Genomic DNA, 18874 nt, shown 5'->3' with positions numbered 1-18874 from the left:
CAAATAGCGTATACGGTGTATCTTGATGGATGAGATTGGTGTACTCTTGGTTTCTTATGGCGCTCGAGAAGTTGCCATGGCAGACACGTTGCTGAGAAGCAAAAACTACAAAGTAAACCTCTACGTTGCCGACAAACAACGAAACCCCTACAACGCTAAACACGCAGCCAAACACGCCGTATTTCCCAGTCTTGACGTAGGAGAAATCTGTCGGTTCGCAGAAGTCAACAAAGACCAACTTGATTTTGTATTGGTCGGCTCCGAGAAACCCATAATTGACGGCTTACGTGACCTTATAGAATCCCGTACAGGTATACCTGTGGTGTGTCCCAAAAAAGAGTACGCCATTGAAGAGAGTAAAGTTGCCCAACGCATCCTCTTCCAAGAAATCGCGCCCGAAGCCAACCCCCGCTTTAAGGTTTTTGACCCCGCCGACTATAAAGGCAAAGACGTCAAAGCCGATGTTTATCATTGGTTGGATGAATTGGATAATCAGGCTGTGGTGAAGCCCGACAAGCCTGCTTTAGGTAAAGGAGTTGGAGTCTGGGGCGACCATTTTGCTAATCGTGAAGAACTTTTTGAACATTTCATGTCAAACTTCCAATACAGCGCCGTTATCATCGAGGAAAAAGTGCCCGGTGAAGAGTCCAGCTGCATGGGTTTTTGCGATGGTAAACACTTCATAACACTCCCCGACACCCGCGACTACAAACGCGCCTTCGACGATGACCGAGGACCAAACACGGGCGGCATGGGCTCATACAAAGACGCCAAAGACTACTTACCCTTCTTAACAGCGGCAGACCGCGAAGAAGAGCTGGCATTAACCGAAAAAGTATTCAGCGGGTGGCGCAAAAAAATCCCCGACGAAACCGCCCTACGCGGCGTTCCCCTCTACCTTGCGTTTATGCACACAGGCAAAGGAATTAAGATTCTAGAAATCAACAGTCGCCCCGGCGACCCTGAAATCATGAACCTGCTTCCAGTAATCAAAGACGATTTTGTAGACGTCTGCCTGCGGATGATCGATGGCAACTTAAGAGGCATTAACGTATCTCAGGCTGCGACGGTTTTTACCTACAAGGTACCCGCAGATTACGGCGGATACACAACCGTTTTTCCCAGTAAAGTGGACAAAGCAGCCCTCAACAGCCCCGTCGACCTATCCAAAGCCGAGGCATTGACCAAAAAGTTCGGCGAAAACATACGCATCTACCCCGGCTCAATGGAAATCCGAGACGGCAAAAACTACCCGCTAAAAAGCCGCGCGATTGGAATCCTTGGCATCGGCGACAGCATCGAGCAAGCCCGCTTAATCAGCCAAGAAGGTGCCCAAGCCATCAGTGGTGGAGCCCTCTGGAACCGCACTGACATCGCTGCCCAGCCTCACATAGCCAAAAGCGTCCGTCACATGGAAAAGTTGAGGGATTAGGCTTGAAACGCGTTTTCATCTCAGACTGTGAGGGGCCTATCTCTAAAAACGACAACGCGTACGAATTAGCCGCGCACTTTATCCCTAATGGCGGCGTTCTCTTTGCAAACATCAGCAAATATGATGACGTTTTGGCTGATGTTTTGGCAAAACCGGGTTACTCGGCGGGTAGCACGTTACGGTTAATTCTGCCTTTCTTTAAAGCCTATGATGTTACCGACGCGCAAATGAGTGCTTTTTCAGCTCAAAATATTCTCCTTATAGCTGACACCAACTCCGCTCTGCGCTATATACAAGAAACAGCCAACGCCTACCTCGTAAGCACCAGCTACGAACACTACATCCGAGCTCTCTGCGACTCGGTTGGTTTCCCTTTCGAAAACACTTACTGCACAAAAGTCAGCCTCGACCAAACCTCCATAACCCCCCAAGAACAAAGCCGTCTGCGCGAAATTGCCCAAGAAATCGCCCAGATGCTCCTAATCGAGATTCCCCCAAACGCAAAATCCCTAGCGGATTTCTCCCCGAGGGACCAAGCTCTCATTGGGCGGCTTGACGAGATTTTCTGGACTGAACTCTTAGCGATGTCTGCTGGCAAATTCATACGCGAGGTAGTTACGGTTGGCGGAGAACAAAAAGCTGAGGCAATTCGAGATGTTGTGACGCGTTTAGGTGCGCGTTTGTCGGATGTTATGTATGTTGGTGACAGCATAACAGACGTGGAGGCTTTTCGGCTGGTCAAAGAAGCGGGGGGTTTGGCTGTGTCTTTTAACGGCAACAGCTACGCTGTACGCAACGCTGAAGTCGCGGTGTGTTCAGAGAGTAATCTTGTAACTGCGGTGCTTGCTGATTTGTTCTCTCGATTGGGCAAGGCGCAGGCGTTAAAAGTCGTTTACTACTGGGTAAAAGCTGCAGTTGAAGAAAGCGGCACAAACACGGCGTTACTAAAAGAGATCTACAAAATTTATCCAAATGCCCTGCCAAGGGTTCAAATAGTAACAGCCCAAAATATGGAAGCAGTCATAAAAGAAAGTAGCGAATTCCGCAAAAAAGTCCGCGGAGTCGCAATTGGGAGACTAGGATAAAATGAAACCCCTAATTGATGATACCTTTATTGAAGCATTCGCCGGCTTATACTGCCGCATAATCGTAACCGCAGACGACGAGGAAACCCTGCGCAAAGCAGCCGAAGACGCCACCGCTACCCCCTCCGTGGTTATTGGACGAACCGAGGGCGGCATTGAGCGTTACCTCACCCCAAACCAAACCCCTGATGGTCGCGTCGGAGCGATTGTTCAGCTCTGGGGCGAAATCAACCCCAAGAAAGCCTTCCAGCAATCGCTTGAGAAGTTTGAGAAAGAACTTTCCTACCACATCCGCCAAGACATCTTGGTAAAACCCTTCACTGCCATCTACGATGCCCTACCTAACCCCGAAGGCAAACTCGACATGATGCCGCGGGTAGGTCACTGCGGTGACGGCTACGAATGGGTCGAAAAACGCCATGGACGCGAAGTTATTGTGGTGCCTTTAATGATTCCCGACTTCGTTATAGAGCACTATATCGGTTATGCGCGGGGTGTGATGGGCGGCAACTTTTGGGTCATGTGCGCCACTAAGCAGGCGCTCAAAGAAGCCGGCAAAAAAGCCTTAGCTGCTATTCAGCAAGTTGAAGGAGTCGTCACCACCTTTGACGTTTGCTCTGCGGGCAGTAAACCTGAAACCAAGTTCCCAGAAATCGGTCCCACTACCAACCACTTCTTATGTCCCTCGCTCAAAGCCAAGTTGGGCAAAGAATCCCAAGTGCCTAATGGAGTAAATTACATTGCCGAAATCGTCTACGACGGCGTGTCTGTGGATGCTCTCAAAGAAGCCACCCGCGTCGGCATCAACGCAGTTCAGGATATAGAAGGTGTTGTGCGAATTGGGGCGGGTAACTATGAAGGCAAACTGGGCCAATACAAAATCCCCTTCAAAGAGGTATTGCTATGACAAAATTTGACGTAATCGGTTTTGGCGCCCTAAACGTCGATACCCTGCTTAAAGTCGACAAAATAGCGGGTGCCGAAGAAGAGAGCTTCATCCATGACTACGCGGAAGTTTGCGGTGGCTCAGCAGCCAATACCGTGGTCGGTTTGGCGCGGTTGGGCTGCAAAGTCGGTTTCATCGGTAAAGTCGCTGATGATCATGAAGGTAAACTTCAACTTGAATGCTTTAAAGCCGAGGGCGTGGACACTGACGGCATAACCGTTTCGCCAAAGGGTAAAAGCGGTGTCTGTCTGGGATTTGTGGACAAAAAAGGCGCACGCGCCCTCTACATAAACCCCGGCGTCAACGACAGCATAGAATTTCGCGAACTCCAAGCCAACTACGTTACTCAAACCCTAATTGTGCATCTGTCGAGTTTTGTGGGCGAAAAATCTTTCCGAACACAAAAAAAACTCATGAGCTTTTTGCCTGACACTGTAAAAGTCAGCTTTGACCCTGGTTCACTATATGCCCAGAAAGGTCGGTCAGCGATTGAACCCCTAATCCAAAATTCCTTTGTCATGATGCCTAACTCTGTGGAACTTGAGCTTATCACTGGCACGTCAGATATCCCTGCAGGCGCACAAATGCTGCTTGATATGGGCGTCAAGATTGTCGCTGTTAAACTTGGCGATAAGGGCTGCTACGTCACCAACGGCGAGGAAAAGAAGACGATACCGCCCTACAAGGTTCAAGCAGTGGACACTACAGGCGCTGGAGACGCATTCAACGCGGGCTTCCTCTATGGCTTAATCAACAACAAAACCCTCTTTGAATGCGGGCAGTTGGGTAATTTTGTGGCTTCACGAAGCGTAATCAAGATGGGTGCACGTGAGGGGTTGCCCTACAAAACTGATTTAGTTGTAATTTAGCTGTAACTGCTTTTATGTGCAAATAATTTCCTTTTTTATTCTGTTTTTTAAATTTATTTATCACTGGTATCAGAATTTTTAATATTTGACAAACCTTAAATAAAGCAAGGGCTCGCTATTTTTCTTTGGAGAAGGTTTACGTGTCCCTTTCTAAAGTCCTGCCCATAAAACAAAAACAATCCAGCAAACTCTTAGTTGCTGCATTGATTGTACTATTATCCACCTCCGCAGTTTTGGTTTTTTCCAATAACTCGGTATCAGCGTCATCAATCATCCAAGATATGATTGATTTAGCCTCCGATGGGGATACAATTTCTGTTCCTACGGGGACATATTACGGGAACATTGTAGTGAATAAGCCTCTAACCCTGATTGGCGAGGACAAAGAAAACACAATAATAGAGGGCGAAGGCAGCGGCCACACCATAGAAGTCACTGCGAATGGTGTAACCATCTCTGGCTTCACGGTCACAAATGGCGGTGCAGCCTACCCTGAATCGGGTATATTTCTCAACAACGTATGGGACGCCGTAATATCAGACAATATTGTGCAGGACAACTTGGGTTTCGGCATCTTTGTTATGTGGGGCTCTAATAACAAAATTTCCAATAACGTAATAATGAACTGCCAAACAGGTATACGTGTTGATGGTCATGATGCCCCTGCAGTGATTGAAGGCAACACAATCCGCTTCTGTGACGCCGGAATCTTTGTATACGAAGCCCGAAACGTAGAAGTACGCGATAACTCCTTGGTGAGAAATCCAATATCCGTAGAAGGAAACAGCCGATCAATAAACGTAAAAAACAACCAAATAAGTTCGACAACAGAATATGGTATTCAATTCTATTCATCATTTGATTCAGTAATTGAATCGAACACTATTTCAGTCGGTGAAGGCGACGGAATAATAGTGCGAGGACAAAGCGCGTTTCTAACCATCAAAGAAAACGAAATTTACGACAATTACATTGTTACTGCCGCAATAGCTCTGCAGGATGGCTCTTCTAACAATGACGTTGTAAGCAACGTTATAACTGGCAACTCCGGAAACGATGTCGGTATCATCATAGAAAACAGCGGATCTCTGTACAATCGTATCACTGATAACGAAATAAGCAGTCACAGTACAGGGATATACCTAGACCAAACTTGCTACGCTATGGTCAGAGGCAACGATATAACGGTGATTTCTGCAGGGGGATACCGTCCTACCGGAATCCACGGTGTTGGGTGTCAAAATACTGGAATTCTGGAAAACGGCATACAAGCAGAATATGGCATTTATTTCGAAGCTTCCTCGGCAATAAGTGTGGTGGAAAACATACTTTCTGCATGCGGCGTTAAGGGCGTCTACTTTGATTACTGCCAGAACAGCTGGATAGCCCAAAATGACATAGCCGACGGCGGTATAGGTATCCATGTTTCTGGTCCAGAAGGCAGTCCGGCCGAGAATAACATAATTGGAAATCAATTAACCAATAATGAACAAGCCATGATTCTTGAAAATACACAAACAAACACTATTTTAGGCAACAATTTCGCTGACAACAGTGCTGGGGGCGCTCTTAAATTACTAGCCGCTTCATCCAACACTATCACTCAAAACAATTTTTCAGGTGACCCCTTCTATATTTCAGTTTCAGAGGATTCGGCCTCTAACAACTTTGACGGCAACTACTGGGCTGACTTCGTTGCGCCTGCTCCATACGTGATCGACTTCACCCAAAACATCGTCGATAATTCGCCGCTTGAGTATCCAGCGGTTTATCTCCCAGTCCATAACACCGACACTGGTGCCAATTATGCTACGATTCAGGAGGCAATTGATGAAGCCTCAGACGGAGACCTCATCGAGGTAGACGATGGCGTTTATTATGAAGCTGTGTCAATATGGAAAAACGTGCAACTTATCGGTTCAAGCCCTGTTGGTAGCTTAGTGGATGGCGGCGGAAACGTGGTCTTCGGAACCTCCACCGGAACCAGCGACATTGTTATACAAAACTTTGCCATAACCAACGGCGCTGAAGGAATTTTCCTTCAATCAACCTCTTATGCTTATGTAGAAAACAACTTTATCTACAGCAACAAATGTCCCGGCATCTTTGAGGACCAAGGCTCACAAAACATCATCTCCAACAACATTGTGGTGAATAATCAGCAGACCGCCGTTCACATAAGTGGCTCCACTGATTCTCTAGTAAGCGACAACGCCATTGTGTACAATCGTGACCACGGAATGCGCCTCATTGACGTGGTTGATTCAACGGTTACAGGAAATGCGTTCGAATACAATTTGTTCAATGGTTTAGGAACAGAACTTGACTGCGCCAACCTATTCATCACTTCAAACAACATGACTAGAAACTGGGTGAATGGTCTTGACATGGCGCACACAACTAACTCACTAGTGGAATACAATAACTTTACAGCCAACGGACAAGATGGGGCTGCGTTGTTTGAGTGTTCATATGTCGTCTTAGAGAACAATTTAGCACAACTGAACGGTGGCATAGGCATATACATCCCCGCCTCAGAGGACATCACCGTAAATGCTAACAGCATAACGCAAAGTGATATGGGGCTTCAAATCGAAGGCGGCCGCCACAATACTGCAACTGAAAACGAAATATCTGACAATAATAATGGCGGCCTTTTAGTTCAATCATCATCTGACAATTACATTGCTTTCAACACATTAACTGGAAACCATGGCGACAACCTCCAGCTGTCATCTAACGCTAACAACAACCAAATACTCAACAACATCATCCAATCAAGCGGCGCCGAAGGAATACGCCTTATTCAAAGCTCGATATACAACGTTGTAGCCAACAATACCGTTTCTGGAAGTGGAGGCGACGGCATCGGAATCGAAACCTTCTCGAACTACAACGACATACTAAACAATTACGTGGTCAATAGCGGTTGGTATGGTATTCACCCCCATGGCGGAGTGGATGACGATAACCGTCTAACTGGCTTAAACATCATCGGTAACACCGTAGAAAATAGTGAAATAGGCATTATATTGACAAACGCTTGGCACTGTCAGGTTTACCACAATAACCTCATAAACAACCGAGTTGTTCAAGCCGCCTCAACTGATACTTCATCCGATAACCTCTGGGATGACGGTTACCCCTCAGGCGGAAACTACTGGAGCGACTACACAGGCGAAGACAGATACTACACCGTAACGCAGAGTGTCCTTGGAAGCGACGGCATAGGAGACGTACCCTACACTATTGACCCCGCTAACGTTGATAACTATCCCTTGGTTAACTTCTTCAACCCAACAACACTGACGGCATTCAACTACCCAAGCGGACAACCGCTACCTGTTACCGTCACAAGCAACGTAACCATCACCGACGTAACCTCAAACCTTGGAACCTTAAACTTCACCGCAAGCGGACCCAGCGGCGAACTCGGCTACATACGCTTTATACTCCCCATAGACGCAAACAACACAAACCTACAACTATTCATCGACAACACCCCCATAGAAGCCTCATCCATCACCATCGAAAAGAACAGCACCCACTACTTCATCTACGCAACATTCACCCTCAGCAGCCATGAAATCGGTTTGCTCTTCGCGGTTCCAGAATATGCTTACGCAGGTTTAGTGGCTTTGATTGCCTGCTTTGCAGCCTTCGGAGTTTACCAACAGAAAACAAAAATTAAAATCCCAAAAATAAACAAAAATTAAAGGGCAATTATTTTGCCCAAGGAGAATCAATCTCCTAATCTTTTTCTTGTTTTCGTTTTAGCTTGTTTTGGTTAGTTTGTCGATGATGCTTTGGAAAATCAGTTTGCCATCGCCATACTTAAGTGTCGAGGGTTTGCTTGTCCAGTTGGGTTGTTGCCACCAGTACACGGCACGTTCAGGATGTGGCATGAGTCCGAAGATGTTGCCGTCTTTGTTGCATATGCCTGCAATGTCATAGAAGCTGCCGTTGGGGTTGGTGGGGTATTTGCCGTCTGCTGCTTCGCCGTCTTTGGTGCAGTAGCGGAACACCAGCATGTCTTGGTCGATGAGTTTCTTTAGGATTGCTTCTTCTTTTTCTTTGGGAAAGAGCAGTCTGCCTTCGCCATGAGCTATGGGAAGCTGGATGGTTTTGCCCGCTGGAATGTTGGCGGTGAAGGCGCATTTGCCGCGGTTTTCCTGTTTGAGGTAGACCCATTCGCATTTGAAGCCAGCTGGCTCGTTGGTGGTAAGCGTAGCTTGCGGGTAGGTGCTTATGCCGTCAAATCCAGGGAGCAATCCGTATTCGACTAGGATTTGGAAGCCGTTGCAGATGCCCAATATGGGTTTGCCTTCGTCGACGAATTTTTCGATTTCTTTTCCCAAGTTAGCTGCTAGATGCCGTGCGAATATGACGCCGCTGCGTACGTAGTCGCCGTAGCTAAAGCCCCCTGGGAAGACCAGTGCTTGGTAGTCTTGGAGGTTGCGGCGTTTTATCATGTCGCTGACTTGTACGGTTTCGGCTTGTACGCCTAGTTCTTGGAAGGCGCGTTGGGTTTCGGCGTCGCAGTTGGTTCCGCCTACGCGGAGTACGCAGACTTTGATGTCTTCTATGTTCATTGAGATGCCTCCTGTGGGTTTAGGGTTTGTTTCCAGCTACGTCGCAGCTTCTCCAGCGATGTATCAACCACAATCTTGCCGTTTAGGCCGCGGATGAGTAGTTTCTGCTCTTGGGTTACTTTGCCTATGAGGGCGCTGTATTTGCCCATCAGTTCTTCGAAGAGTTCGCGGTCTTCTTCTGCGACCTCGATTAGGAAGCGGCTGTTGGATTCTGAGAACAGCACAAAATCGCTTCGCTCAACACCTTTTACGGGTACAGCTTTGAGGTCGATTTCTAAGCCTAAGCCGCCTGCAAACGCCATCTCCGCCGCCGCCACCGCCAAACCGCCCTCCGAGAGGTCATGGCAGGACTTCACGATGCCTTCCCCCATGGCTTTGGTGAGGTTGTAGTAGGCTTTTCTGGCTTTGGATGCGTGGAGTTTAGGCACAGAGTTGCCGAGGTACCCTTTGAGTTTGTAGTATTCGCTGCCGCCTAGTTCAGGGTAGGTGTCGCCGACTATGTAGAGATGGTTCTCCGCGGCTTTGAGGTCCACTGAGACGGTTTTGCTTACGTCGGGGATAACTCCGACGGCTGTGATGAGTAGAGTGGGAGTGATTGGTCCCAGGGGGGATTCGTTATAGAGGCTGTCTTTGCCTGATATGAACGGCGTTCGGAATGTGGTGGCTACATCGTAGCATGCTTCGCAGGCGCGGACCAGTGAGCCCAATCGTTCGGGTTTCTCTGGGTTACCCCACGTAAAATTGTCCAGCAATGCGATTCTTCGACCGCCCACGGCAAGGTTGTTGCGTATGGCTTCGTCGATTGCGGAAGCAGCCATCCAGTAAGTGTCGATTTTGCCATAATTAGGGTTCATACCCGACGAAATGACCAAGCCCTTAATGGAGTCATCGACGGGTTTGAGTACGGCTGCGTCGTTGGGCCCTGCGTATTCGCCTTGGAGGGGTTTTAGGAGTGTGTTGCCTTTAACTTCATGGTCGTAGGTTCGGATGATGGCTTCTTTGCTGGCAATGTTGGGTGCTGAGAGAAGTTGCAAAAGCGTTTGGGTGAGGTCGGCTGGTTCTGGGAAGATGGGTTCGGTGAGGTTGGGGGTTTGGATGGTTGCGGTTTTGGTGCTTTCGCAGGGGTTAAACATGAATTCCATGTTGATGTCTGCGACGGTTTCGCCGTTGTAGGTGAGTTCTAGGCGCCGTTGCAGGGTGAGTTTGCCGATGGCGTTGGCTAATACGTCTTCTTTTTCAAAAATCGCCATAACCTGTTCCAGATTTTCGGGGGGGACGGTGAGGAGCATGCGTTCTTGGGATTCGGAGATGTATATTTCCCATGGGGTTAGCCCTTGATATTTGAGGGGGACTTTGGCGAGGTCAACAGATACGCCGCAGTTGAAGCGTTCCGCGGTTTCGCCTACAGCTGAAGATAAACCGCCGCCTCCGATGTCGGTGACGGCTGAGCCTAATCCTAAGTCACGGATTTCGACGACGGTGCGTTTGACTTTTTCTTCTTCGATGGGGTCTGCGATTTGGACGGCGGGGCGACTGATTTCCTCCGATTTCTCGGTGAGTTCAGCTGAGGCGAAGGTGACGCCGTGGATGCCGTCGCGTCCTGTTTTGCCGCCTGCCAAAACCACATAGTCGCCGACTTTAGCCGTTTTGACGTATTTGTTTAATGGTAAGAGTCCGATGCAGCCACAGTATACCACCACGTTGCCTGTGTAGGAGTCATCAAAGTATATGGCGCCATTAACGGTTGGAATGCCCATGTTGTTGCCATACGCGCTAATCCCCGCCGTGACACCCATGTAGACGTATTTGGGGTGTTTAACGCCTACAGGGAGCTTATTGTAATCGTAATCTAGAGGTCCAAAGCCCAGAACATCGGTGCATGCGATGGGATCTGCCCAGACGCCCAAAATGTCGCGGATGACGCCGCCCACACCTGTTGCTGCGCCGCCAAACGGCTCCACCGCTGAGGGGTGATTGTGAGTTTCTACTTTGGCTGCGATGCCGTAGCCTTTGTCGAATTTTACGATGCCCGCGTTGTCTTCAAAGACGCTTACGCACCATGGGGCGTTGATTTGTTTGGTGGCTTTGGCGATGTAGGTTTTAAAGAGGCTCTGGATTGTTTTGCCGTTGAGTTGGATTTTTCCTTTAAACGTTTTGTGGCAGCAGTGTTCGCTCCATGTTTGGCTAATGGTTTGGAGTTCTAAGTCTGTGGGGTTGCGGTTCTCGGTTTGGAAGTAGGTTTGGATGGCTTCGAGTTCTTGTGGGCTAAATCCTAGGGCGAGTTCGCTGTTGATTTCGGCGAGCTGCTGCGGCGTGGCTTTGGCAAAGGCAACTTCTATGGCTGAGCCACGTTTCTGGTAGAGGTCGGTCATTTCTGTTCAACGACGCTAATTGTGTAGTTGTCTTTGGTTGGGTTGGCGAGTAGGCGTTTGCTCATTTCTTCAGCCTTCGCCTTCGCCTCGACGGCGGATGCAGCTTCGAGGTTTACGGTGTAGACTTTGCTGACATCTACGGCTTGGACTTTGTAGCCGAGTTCGAGAAGTAGTCGCGCGGTGGTTTCGCCTTCGGGGTTGCTGTGCCCCGGTTTAAGGCTAACTTCAATTTTAGCAGCGTATTTCATGGTTGGTTAAATCGGGGCTTCTGGATTTAAACGCTTTCGTCAAGAAAAATGCAATATTTTATGTTAAAACGCTGTGTTCTGTGTTTTCTGTCTTTGTGTGGGTGTGGTGGTTCTAAAAATCCCACAAGACTGCAAATGTGTGTGGCTGCGTTTTTTGTTTGCAACGTGTTTAGGCGTCTGTTTGGGTGTGGCATCAGAGGTTTTCTCCACACGGATAACATGGCTCTATGTTGAGGGCGGCAGGGTTTGGGTGTGGGGGCATGGAGGGTCTGTTTTTTTCTGCACAAGATTAGCATTGAGTAGCGCAATGCAGTCGGGCACTAGCATGGCCCATTCGGAAGTTTCGCCCGTCACCCAACCAACCCCCACCCGCTCCCTTTAAGCAATTTTGCGAACAAAAAAGCACGAAAAAACCATCCTAATTCTCACACTCATTCTCAACATCGGTAATGGCTTGATTTTCAACCAATAACACCCTACCCCCCTAAGACAAACCCGCACAGCGCCAAACTGCGCAAAACGCAACCCGCCACAAGCAGCAGCCTACCCCCTATAGGTTCCTGCATACATCAACTATTAGCATCCTAATAGGTTCGTGGAAAACGCAACGCACAAGCCGATTTCCGTGGCGTTCTTTGCGTTTCTGGTGCTGGATGATTTGACGCACCAAACTTTGTGACGGCGCTGATCACACGAAAAACAACCCACTAAACACCCCTTAAAACGATTTTACCAACAAATAACTTTGAAAATTATTCTTAGTCAAAAAAGCTTGACGAAAAAACATTTATTGCAACAGCGATAGCGTAATTAAGAGTTAAGATATGAAAAAAATTCTTCAATTCTCAACTATTTTAATGGTTTTACTTTTTATGATGAATTCTTTTCCATTACAAGCAAGTGCAAATCCTATGGGATACGACTATTTGCCAATCATCATAATAAAAAACAATGGCAACGTCGAACCTGTAACCGAATTCATTAAACAAACAGGAAGTGTTTATACCCTCACCGCTAATCTCACCCAAAAATACACCCTTTCGATTGAAGCTAGTAACATAGTGTTTGACGGAGCAGGGCACAGCATAGATTGCGCTAACACCAATTATTTTAATCCAGGGATCCAGATATCCACAGCAACAAATGTAACTATAAAAAATGTGTCTATCGCATCCACCAATACTAGAAATATCTGGTTGTATTGCTGCTCTAATTGTACTATAAGTAATGCGAGTGGGGATAAGTACATTTTTTTAGTTAACTGCCATGATAATCTCATTACAAAAAGCAATATATTCGGCATCGATTTTACCTCTTCAAATAACAATATTATACTCTGCAACAACCTTGCAACTGTTTACAGCGATGATTCGCACTCAGATAATTTCACCCAAAACAATTTTTTAAGCGGCAACTTGTCGTTAAACGGTAAAAAACATTTTTGGGACAACGGTTCAATTGGCAACTATTGGGGTGACTACTTAACCAAGTATTCGTATGCTTCAGAAGTTAATAATTCGGGTTTAGGCGACGTGCCATACATATTGGACAGCAATAATATTGACCATCATCCTCTTATCATGCCCTCAAATGTATTTGCTGATACTAGTGTAACGCCTTCTTTAGAAGCGACCCCAGAACCTGTGCTTTACCCGCAATATTTAACCGCAGTAGCAATTTCATTTGGGATAATACTTGCTTCTTTTTCCTTTTTTTTGCTGTATAAAAAATGGCGACACGCAGGTGTTAGTTGAACAATTATAGAATTAATTTGAAAACCTGTTATTTTTTTTTAGGCGTTTAGGGATAAGTTCTTGGTTTTTTCTGCTGTGCCGGTTGGTTTGGGTTTTGGTTATGTAGCGGGTTGTTACGTTAGGGTCATATGTTTGTTTTGGTGCTCAATTTCTACGACGCGTTCTTTGTCGGTTACGGTGCCTATCAACTGCGGCTCAACGCTGTCCTGCTCCAATGTATTCATGGCTTTGTCAACGTCTGCTTTGTCGATGATGATGCCGAAGCCCCAGCCCATGTTAAATGTCTTAAACATTTCCTCGTCGGTGATGGTGTAGCCAAGTTCAGCCGCTGTCCTCTGGATAACGGCGAAGATGGGTTGCGGGTGGAAGTTGTCAAATTTGAAGCCGATGCCGGGTGAGTAGGCTGTGAGGTTGTTGAATTTGGTGTAGGAGTCGCCTGTGATGTGGACGGCGCCTTTGATTTTGACTTCCCGCGCGAGTTGCATGAGGGGTTTGACGTAGATTTTTGTGGGCTCCAACACTTCCAACCCAACTTCCCGCTCCAAGCCTTCGGGGATGTCGGTTGGGTCGTATTTGCCGCCCCACTGTTTAAACAGGATTTTTCTGACCAGCGTGATGCCGTTGCTGTGCACGCCGCTGCTGGGCAGTCCGATGATGGGGTCGCCGGGTTTGATGCTCTCCCCAGTGATGATGTCTTGGCGCTCCACCTTGCCAATGCAGGAAGCAACCATATCAAAGCCTGAGTTGGGTTTGATGCCGCGGATAATTTCTGCAACATCTCCAGTTTCGCCATTCACGATGGGGCACTCGGATTCTTCGGCGCCTGCGATTATGCCTTTGAGCCATGCGTTGACGAGTTTGGGTTCACTGGCTACCGCATGAATGTTGTCGGCAAGCGCTAGGGGTTTTGCGCCGCTGCGAATAACGTCGTTTACCACCATGGCTACAGCGTCTACTCCGATGGTGTCATATTTGTCGACCAGTTCGGCGACTAAGACTTTGGTGCCGACGCCCTCTATTTGGAGGTCCAAAAACGTGTCTGGGTCGATGGGGAAGAGGTTGCCGAAGGGTAGGCGCATTATGCCGCCAAAGCCTATGTGCTTGTAGGTTTCTTTGAGTGTTGTGAGGGCTTTTTTGGATTCGTGGCGCTGCGCTCGGTTGACGCCTGCATCTGTGTAAGTGTAGGTTTTGGGCATCACTAATCTCCTTGCACGCTAAAAGTGTCGATGTGTCTGATAACGATTTTGCTTTGCACCCTTGCTTGGGCGACTGCTATGTGCCTCTGCATGGTTTTTTGGGGGAAGGGTTTTTAGTTTTCGACACAAGTGTCTATCCTGATTACAGTGCCTAATCCTAAATACCACGTCTATATCGAGTACAGTGAGCCTGACAAGTCGGGTTTCCGCTTCAACATATCCCGCGCCGAACTCATAGGGTCATTCCAAGAACCCTTTGCCAACGGTGAACCCTTCTGGCTAATGGGACGCCTCCTCACCCCAATAAAAGTCACAAAAGTCATCATATTCTGGTCCTACCAAACCGCCGACCAACTACGTTTACCCAACCTCGAAAGCATCGTGGTTGCGAAAGACAAAAAATACGTCATCGACAACATCTTAAAAGGCAAAGTCAAAGGCGCATACATCTGCACCGAAGAATTCATCGCCCCAACCCAAAAAACCCCCACAGCCGCTCAAACTCAACCAGCACCCGTTCCAACTCCAAATGGCACACCCCGCCGAATAATCGTCGTTTCAGGCGCGGACGAGACCATGAAACAAACCATGACTGCGGCGCTACGAAAACTCGGCCTAGCCTCCGTGGTGATGAGTGAAGAACCTGCTCAGGGCAAAAAACTCGTAGACCGCTACAAGGAGTATGCTGATGTGGGGTTTGCGGTGGTTTTGCTCTCGCCCGACATTTATGTTTATCCTAAGGGTGAAGAAGCTACGAAGCGTGAGCGGACGCCGCGGCAGGATGTGCTGTTTATGTTTGGGTTTTTGTTGGGCAAGCTTGGCAAGGAGCGGGTGCTTGCTCTCTATCGGGAAAGCCCCAACTTTGCGTTTCCCATCGAGTTTGAAGGCGTAAAATTCGCTCCCCTCGATGACCGTGACAGCTGGAAGCTGGCGTTGATACGTGAATTGACAGGCTGCGGCTACATTGTGGATGCTGAACGGCTTCTAAGGTAGACACAAAAACCGTTATATCGGCGCAGACCCACAACACAGCATTGTGCGGTTGTAGTCTAGCTCGGTAGGACTCCAGCTTCCCAAGCTGGCCACCCGGGTTCAAATCCCGGCAACCGCACCAACCCTTCTTCTTCGCAAACCTGTTTGATTATTAAGAGTTTGCTTTGGTTTGTTTATCAAAAATTAACAAATCTTAAAAGCTATTCAAGAAATAAAAACTGGAGCCGAGATGCTTGAAAAAATTAATCGTTAGTTTAGGCGCATTAATCTTAATAATTGGGGTTTTACTAGTAGCTTCGCCTATTATTTTTACTTCAACTATAAGCTCACCTTACGTTCCAGATTCAGCGTGTGTTATCAACGACAATTTCCCCATTCCTTTATCGCCTAATGTTACTCTGCAAGCTAGTTTGAATGAAGGCGATTTAATGGGTATTTCTGCGTTAATCTTTAGCGAAGCCGACCCAACATTCGATTTGAGTATTAGAAGTGGCTCGACAACTTACCTAACTTTTTCTGGTGTTAATGCTGTAGACAAAAATTGGACTGTTCCAGTAAGCCAAAACTATGATTTTATCTACACCAGCGACTCCACAGACACTGGTTTTATTTCAACTTGGGTCTACCGATCCAACGAAGTTGCCTATAGAGACGTTACAGTCGTAAATCCCTTGATCTCTCAATTTAGCTCTTCAATTGTTTTTGTAGCAATCAGCTTTGGCATACTCGTGGTTGGTGTCGTTTTAGTAATCGTTGGGTTTGTCAAAGGCAAGCCGCCAAAATCATAAACTGCCCTCTTGGCCGCACTCACTGGAGTGTTCAGGTAAATCAGGAATTTTTTGGCGCAGTTCTTTGATTAGGTCGGCGATTGTGACGCTGGATAGCTCCTTTTTTAGTGCCTCAACGGCATCATCTAGATGCGAATAGAGTAGCTCATGGACGTTGCTGCCGATGGGGCAGTTTGGGGAAACGTTGCCGTGGAATCTGAAGATGTCTTCGGTTTTTTTGGTTTCCACTGCTGTGAATATGTCCCAGAGGGTGATTTGTTGGGGTTTTTTTGTTAGGGTGGTGCCGCCGGGGCCGGGGGATACGGATATGAGGTTTGCTTTTTTGAGTTGGGTGAAGATGTTTCGGATGATGACTGGGTTTACGCCTGTGCTTTGTGAGATGAGGTCGCTGTTTACTTTTTGTTGGTTTGTGAATGCTGCGATTATCATTAGGGTGTGGACGGCTATGGGGAATCGTGTGCTGGTGCGCATATTGGTTACCGTGAGGTATTTGGTGTTTTGATGATATAAAACTTTGTAAGTGTTAGCGTTACAGATTTATATTAGTTTGTAACTTATATAATTACAAAAAAGAGGAAGTGTACAACATATCAACAACAAACTCACCCACCAAAAAACGGCTCATGAGCGCACTACTAATGGCCCTAATCATGGCCGGCGCCATGTCCTTACTAATGGGCCTAATCTTCAACGGCATCGCAGGCTTCCAAGTCCTCGGCTGGCTAACCTCATGGACAATCGGCTTTACAGCAGCATTCCCCGCAGCATTCTTTTTGCCGCCCCAAATCAACAAACTCGTAAACAGCTTAACAAATTAAATCAACAACCCCTTTTGTAGCTGACTAGCACCAATCACATACCAATTAAAGGCTGCAAAAGCTCCTTTTTGTGGTGAAAAAATTTGGTTTTAGGTCAAAAACTGTTTGAAGGCAAAGGCAAAAGTGGCGCAAGCTTCATCAAATCCGTCGAAATGGCAGGCGTCAAACAAATCTACTCCTGGACAGCGCAAATGAAGGGTTTTGGACCCGCGCAAGGCGTGGACTGCTTCATAACCGTCACAGCCAAAGGCATGACTCCCCCCAAAGGCTTGGGCGCCGCTAAAGACCAAGGCGTATTCCGTTTAAGCACAGGCGAAATGGGCGTGCTCAAAGGCTTAGACCTCGCCAAGATGGTGGAGGGCAAAGGCAAAAGCGTGGGGCTATGGAGCTTCATGACTATGTCTGAGAAACTCGACTGGCTAAACGGCGTCGCGGCACTGGTTACCTTTGAAGCATCAGACCCCATGTGGCAGGACTTTAACATAACCATCTACGAATGGGTCATCTAATCAGAAGGTACGTGAACCCTTGGGGAAACCTGTAGCTAATACTGAAGAAAACGCAAAGCAATGTATCTGCCCTGACTGTCCAACCTTCATGAAATCCAAGCTAAGCAGTGTTCTTTTCTGTGCCCGAGGCAAAGCCGCCGAGACCGCGCAAGCCGCTGGCTGCATCTGCACCAGTTGCCCAATATATAAAAAAGTGCAGCTTAGCCAAATGTACTACTGCCTGCAAGGCGCATCCAAAGACCTCAAATCCTAACTTTTGATTACTTTTTTTGTCGTCTTTTTTTGTAGATGAGTGCAGTTGCTGCTACTACGGTGGCTGCGGATGCAGTTATCGCGATTGGAACCTCAGGACCGATTGAGGCTTCGGCTTGATTTGTTGCTGTAGCGGTTGGGGTGACTGTCGGAGGCGGACTTGCCGTTGCAGTGGGAACGGGTTGTGCCTCCACATAAAGCGTATGAAGCACATCAGCGACGGCGTTAACAGCCAAATTCAACGATTCCCTACATCTATCGCTAAAGAGGGTGTTGCTCCAATCATAGTTCGCATCCATCCAAACACAGCTATAGTTGCTTGCACCGCCAAACGTCGTATCAAACGCAAGCGTTTCTGCTCCATCATAAGCCGAAAGACTGCTCAAGGAACCGTCATACTGCAGGTAACTTGTGAAACTTGATTCGTAGGTTTCGGTTCTGCGATTTACGTAGGTTTCATAATCCGAATGATGAACTTCAGCTCCCCACGCCGTTTTAGCACCCATCAAATGACCAAACACAGCCATATCTGCAATGTAGTGGGTCATGATGCCTGCTTCTTTTGCGGCGACAGCGTATTTTTGGTTTTTGAGAGCGTCAAGGGCTTTTTGGTATTCTTGGCTTGCTCTCTGCCCTGCGGCATCGTCTTGCAGCGTTTGGTTGGCGTAGAAGTAGATGTGGTGCTTGGTGGTGTCGCCTATCTTGTCGGCGGCTTGATTGTTGTCGGGCAACTCCGTGCCGTAGAGGTAGACGGATAAGTTGTCGAGGATGTATTGTTTTTCTTGCTGCGGCAGGTAGTCGAGGGCGTGTTGGGCAATCCAGTCATGGGTGCCATAGTCGGGATTTGCGGGGTCGCTGCTGTAGCCGCCGTTACTCCAAGCCAAAACGGGTTGCACAGCCAAAAACGCCAAAACAGCGATGGTTAGCAGTAAAGCCCTTGTATGCTTCATTTGTTTCACCGCTGATTTTTTACAGTTCAACCTTAAATGCCTTCCCAAGAGAGGCGACATTGGTCGGTTG

The 18874-nt window shown here is 47.7% G+C and carries 19 protein-coding genes and 1 tRNA gene; 12 read left to right on the top strand and 8 right to left on the bottom strand.

Going from position 1 to position 18874, the window contains the following annotated elements:
* The first annotated feature begins 25 nt into the window (after window positions 1–25).
* From NWE92_11130 to NWE92_11110, 5 genes are all read left to right on the top strand, one after another.
* A complete protein-coding gene (locus NWE92_11130; GenBank protein ID MCW4030184.1) occupies window positions 26–1432 on the top strand; it encodes a hypothetical protein in 1407 nt (468 codons plus the stop codon).
* A gap of 2 nt (window positions 1433–1434) precedes the next feature.
* A complete protein-coding gene (locus tag NWE92_11125; protein ID MCW4030183.1) occupies window positions 1435–2517 on the top strand; it encodes an HAD hydrolase family protein in 1083 nt (360 codons plus the stop codon).
* A gap of 1 nt (window position 2518) precedes the next feature.
* Window positions 2519–3424, top strand: coding sequence for a formylmethanofuran--tetrahydromethanopterin N-formyltransferase (locus NWE92_11120; protein ID MCW4030182.1), 906 nt, complete (start codon window positions 2519–2521; stop codon window positions 3422–3424).
* Window positions 3421–4332 (top strand): carbohydrate kinase family protein, encoded by a 912-nt coding sequence (locus NWE92_11115; protein MCW4030181.1) that lies wholly within the window; start codon window positions 3421–3423, stop codon window positions 4330–4332. The genes NWE92_11120 and NWE92_11115 overlap by 4 nt, the downstream gene beginning before the upstream one ends.
* 125 nt (window positions 4333–4457) lie before the next feature.
* Window positions 4458–8048 (top strand): right-handed parallel beta-helix repeat-containing protein, encoded by a 3591-nt coding sequence (locus NWE92_11110; protein MCW4030180.1) that lies wholly within the window; start codon window positions 4458–4460, stop codon window positions 8046–8048.
* 57 nt (window positions 8049–8105) lie between these two features.
* On the opposite strand, the gene purQ is transcribed toward NWE92_11110, so the two are convergent.
* From purQ to NWE92_11085, 5 genes are all read right to left on the bottom strand, one after another.
* Complete coding sequence (purQ, locus tag NWE92_11105; GenBank protein ID MCW4030179.1) at window positions 8106–8924, bottom strand: phosphoribosylformylglycinamidine synthase subunit PurQ; 819 nt, start codon at window positions 8922–8924, stop codon at window positions 8106–8108.
* Entirely contained in the window at window positions 8921–11296 is a 2376-nt protein-coding gene (gene purL / locus NWE92_11100; GenBank protein ID MCW4030178.1) for a phosphoribosylformylglycinamidine synthase subunit PurL, read from the bottom strand. The genes purQ and purL overlap by 4 nt, the downstream gene beginning before the upstream one ends.
* Complete coding sequence (purS, locus tag NWE92_11095; GenBank protein MCW4030177.1) at window positions 11293–11544, bottom strand: phosphoribosylformylglycinamidine synthase subunit PurS; 252 nt, start codon at window positions 11542–11544, stop codon at window positions 11293–11295. The genes purL and purS overlap by 4 nt, the downstream gene beginning before the upstream one ends.
* Before the next feature lie 63 nt (window positions 11545–11607).
* Complete coding sequence (locus NWE92_11090) at window positions 11608–11754, bottom strand: hypothetical protein (GenBank protein MCW4030176.1); 147 nt, start codon at window positions 11752–11754, stop codon at window positions 11608–11610.
* Window positions 11755–11769: 15 nt separating this feature from the next.
* Window positions 11770–11898, bottom strand: coding sequence for a hypothetical protein (locus tag NWE92_11085; protein MCW4030175.1), 129 nt, complete (start codon window positions 11896–11898; stop codon window positions 11770–11772).
* A 470-nt stretch (window positions 11899–12368) separates the two neighbouring features.
* On the opposite strand from NWE92_11085, the gene NWE92_11080 reads away from it, so the two are divergent.
* Complete coding sequence (locus NWE92_11080) at window positions 12369–13298, top strand: hypothetical protein (protein MCW4030174.1); 930 nt, start codon at window positions 12369–12371, stop codon at window positions 13296–13298.
* A 113-nt stretch (window positions 13299–13411) separates the two neighbouring features.
* On the opposite strand, the gene purM is transcribed toward NWE92_11080, so the two are convergent.
* Window positions 13412–14494 (bottom strand): phosphoribosylformylglycinamidine cyclo-ligase, encoded by a 1083-nt coding sequence (gene purM, locus NWE92_11075; GenBank protein MCW4030173.1) that lies wholly within the window; start codon window positions 14492–14494, stop codon window positions 13412–13414.
* 147 nt (window positions 14495–14641) lie between these two features.
* On the opposite strand from purM, the gene NWE92_11070 reads away from it, so the two are divergent.
* The 3 genes from NWE92_11070 to NWE92_11060 all read left to right on the top strand — a co-directional run bounded on the left by NWE92_11070 (window position 14642) and on the right by NWE92_11060 (window position 16275).
* Window positions 14642–15487, top strand: coding sequence for a nucleotide-binding protein (locus NWE92_11070; GenBank protein MCW4030172.1), 846 nt, complete (start codon window positions 14642–14644; stop codon window positions 15485–15487).
* Between the two features lie 45 nt (window positions 15488–15532).
* Window positions 15533–15608, top strand: a tRNA-Gly gene (locus NWE92_11065).
* A 112-nt stretch (window positions 15609–15720) separates the two neighbouring features.
* Window positions 15721–16275, top strand: coding sequence for a hypothetical protein (locus tag NWE92_11060; GenBank protein ID MCW4030171.1), 555 nt, complete (start codon window positions 15721–15723; stop codon window positions 16273–16275).
* Here NWE92_11060 and NWE92_11055 read toward each other — a convergent pair.
* Window positions 16270–16746 (bottom strand): Rrf2 family transcriptional regulator, encoded by a 477-nt coding sequence (locus NWE92_11055; GenBank protein MCW4030170.1) that lies wholly within the window; start codon window positions 16744–16746, stop codon window positions 16270–16272. The genes NWE92_11060 and NWE92_11055 overlap by 6 nt on opposite strands.
* 152 nt (window positions 16747–16898) lie before the next feature.
* Between NWE92_11055 and NWE92_11050 the strand changes: the two genes are divergently transcribed.
* The 3 genes from NWE92_11050 to NWE92_11040 all read left to right on the top strand — a co-directional run bounded on the left by NWE92_11050 (window position 16899) and on the right by NWE92_11040 (window position 17855).
* Entirely contained in the window at window positions 16899–17093 is a 195-nt protein-coding gene (locus NWE92_11050; GenBank protein ID MCW4030169.1) for a DUF2798 domain-containing protein, read from the top strand.
* An 83-nt stretch (window positions 17094–17176) separates the two neighbouring features.
* Window positions 17177–17602 carry a hypothetical protein gene (locus NWE92_11045; GenBank protein ID MCW4030168.1) on the top strand — a complete coding sequence of 142 codons (426 nt, stop codon included), beginning with the start codon at window positions 17177–17179 and terminating at the stop codon, window positions 17600–17602.
* 19 nt (window positions 17603–17621) lie between these two features.
* Window positions 17622–17855, top strand: a complete 234-nt coding sequence (locus NWE92_11040; protein ID MCW4030167.1) for a DUF2769 domain-containing protein — start codon at window positions 17622–17624, stop codon at window positions 17853–17855.
* A gap of 7 nt (window positions 17856–17862) precedes the next feature.
* Here NWE92_11040 and NWE92_11035 read toward each other — a convergent pair whose 3' ends face one another.
* Window positions 17863–18804: a zinc dependent phospholipase C family protein gene (locus NWE92_11035; protein ID MCW4030166.1), complete on the bottom strand. Its 942-nt coding sequence runs from the start codon at window positions 18802–18804 to the stop codon at window positions 17863–17865.
* Window positions 18805–18874 lie beyond the last annotated feature (70 nt).

This window comes from Candidatus Bathyarchaeota archaeon (assembly GCA_026014745.1).
Lineage (GTDB): Archaea > Thermoproteota > Bathyarchaeia > Bathyarchaeales > Bathycorpusculaceae > Bathycorpusculum.
This window is presented reverse-complemented; position numbering and strand designations above follow the sequence as displayed.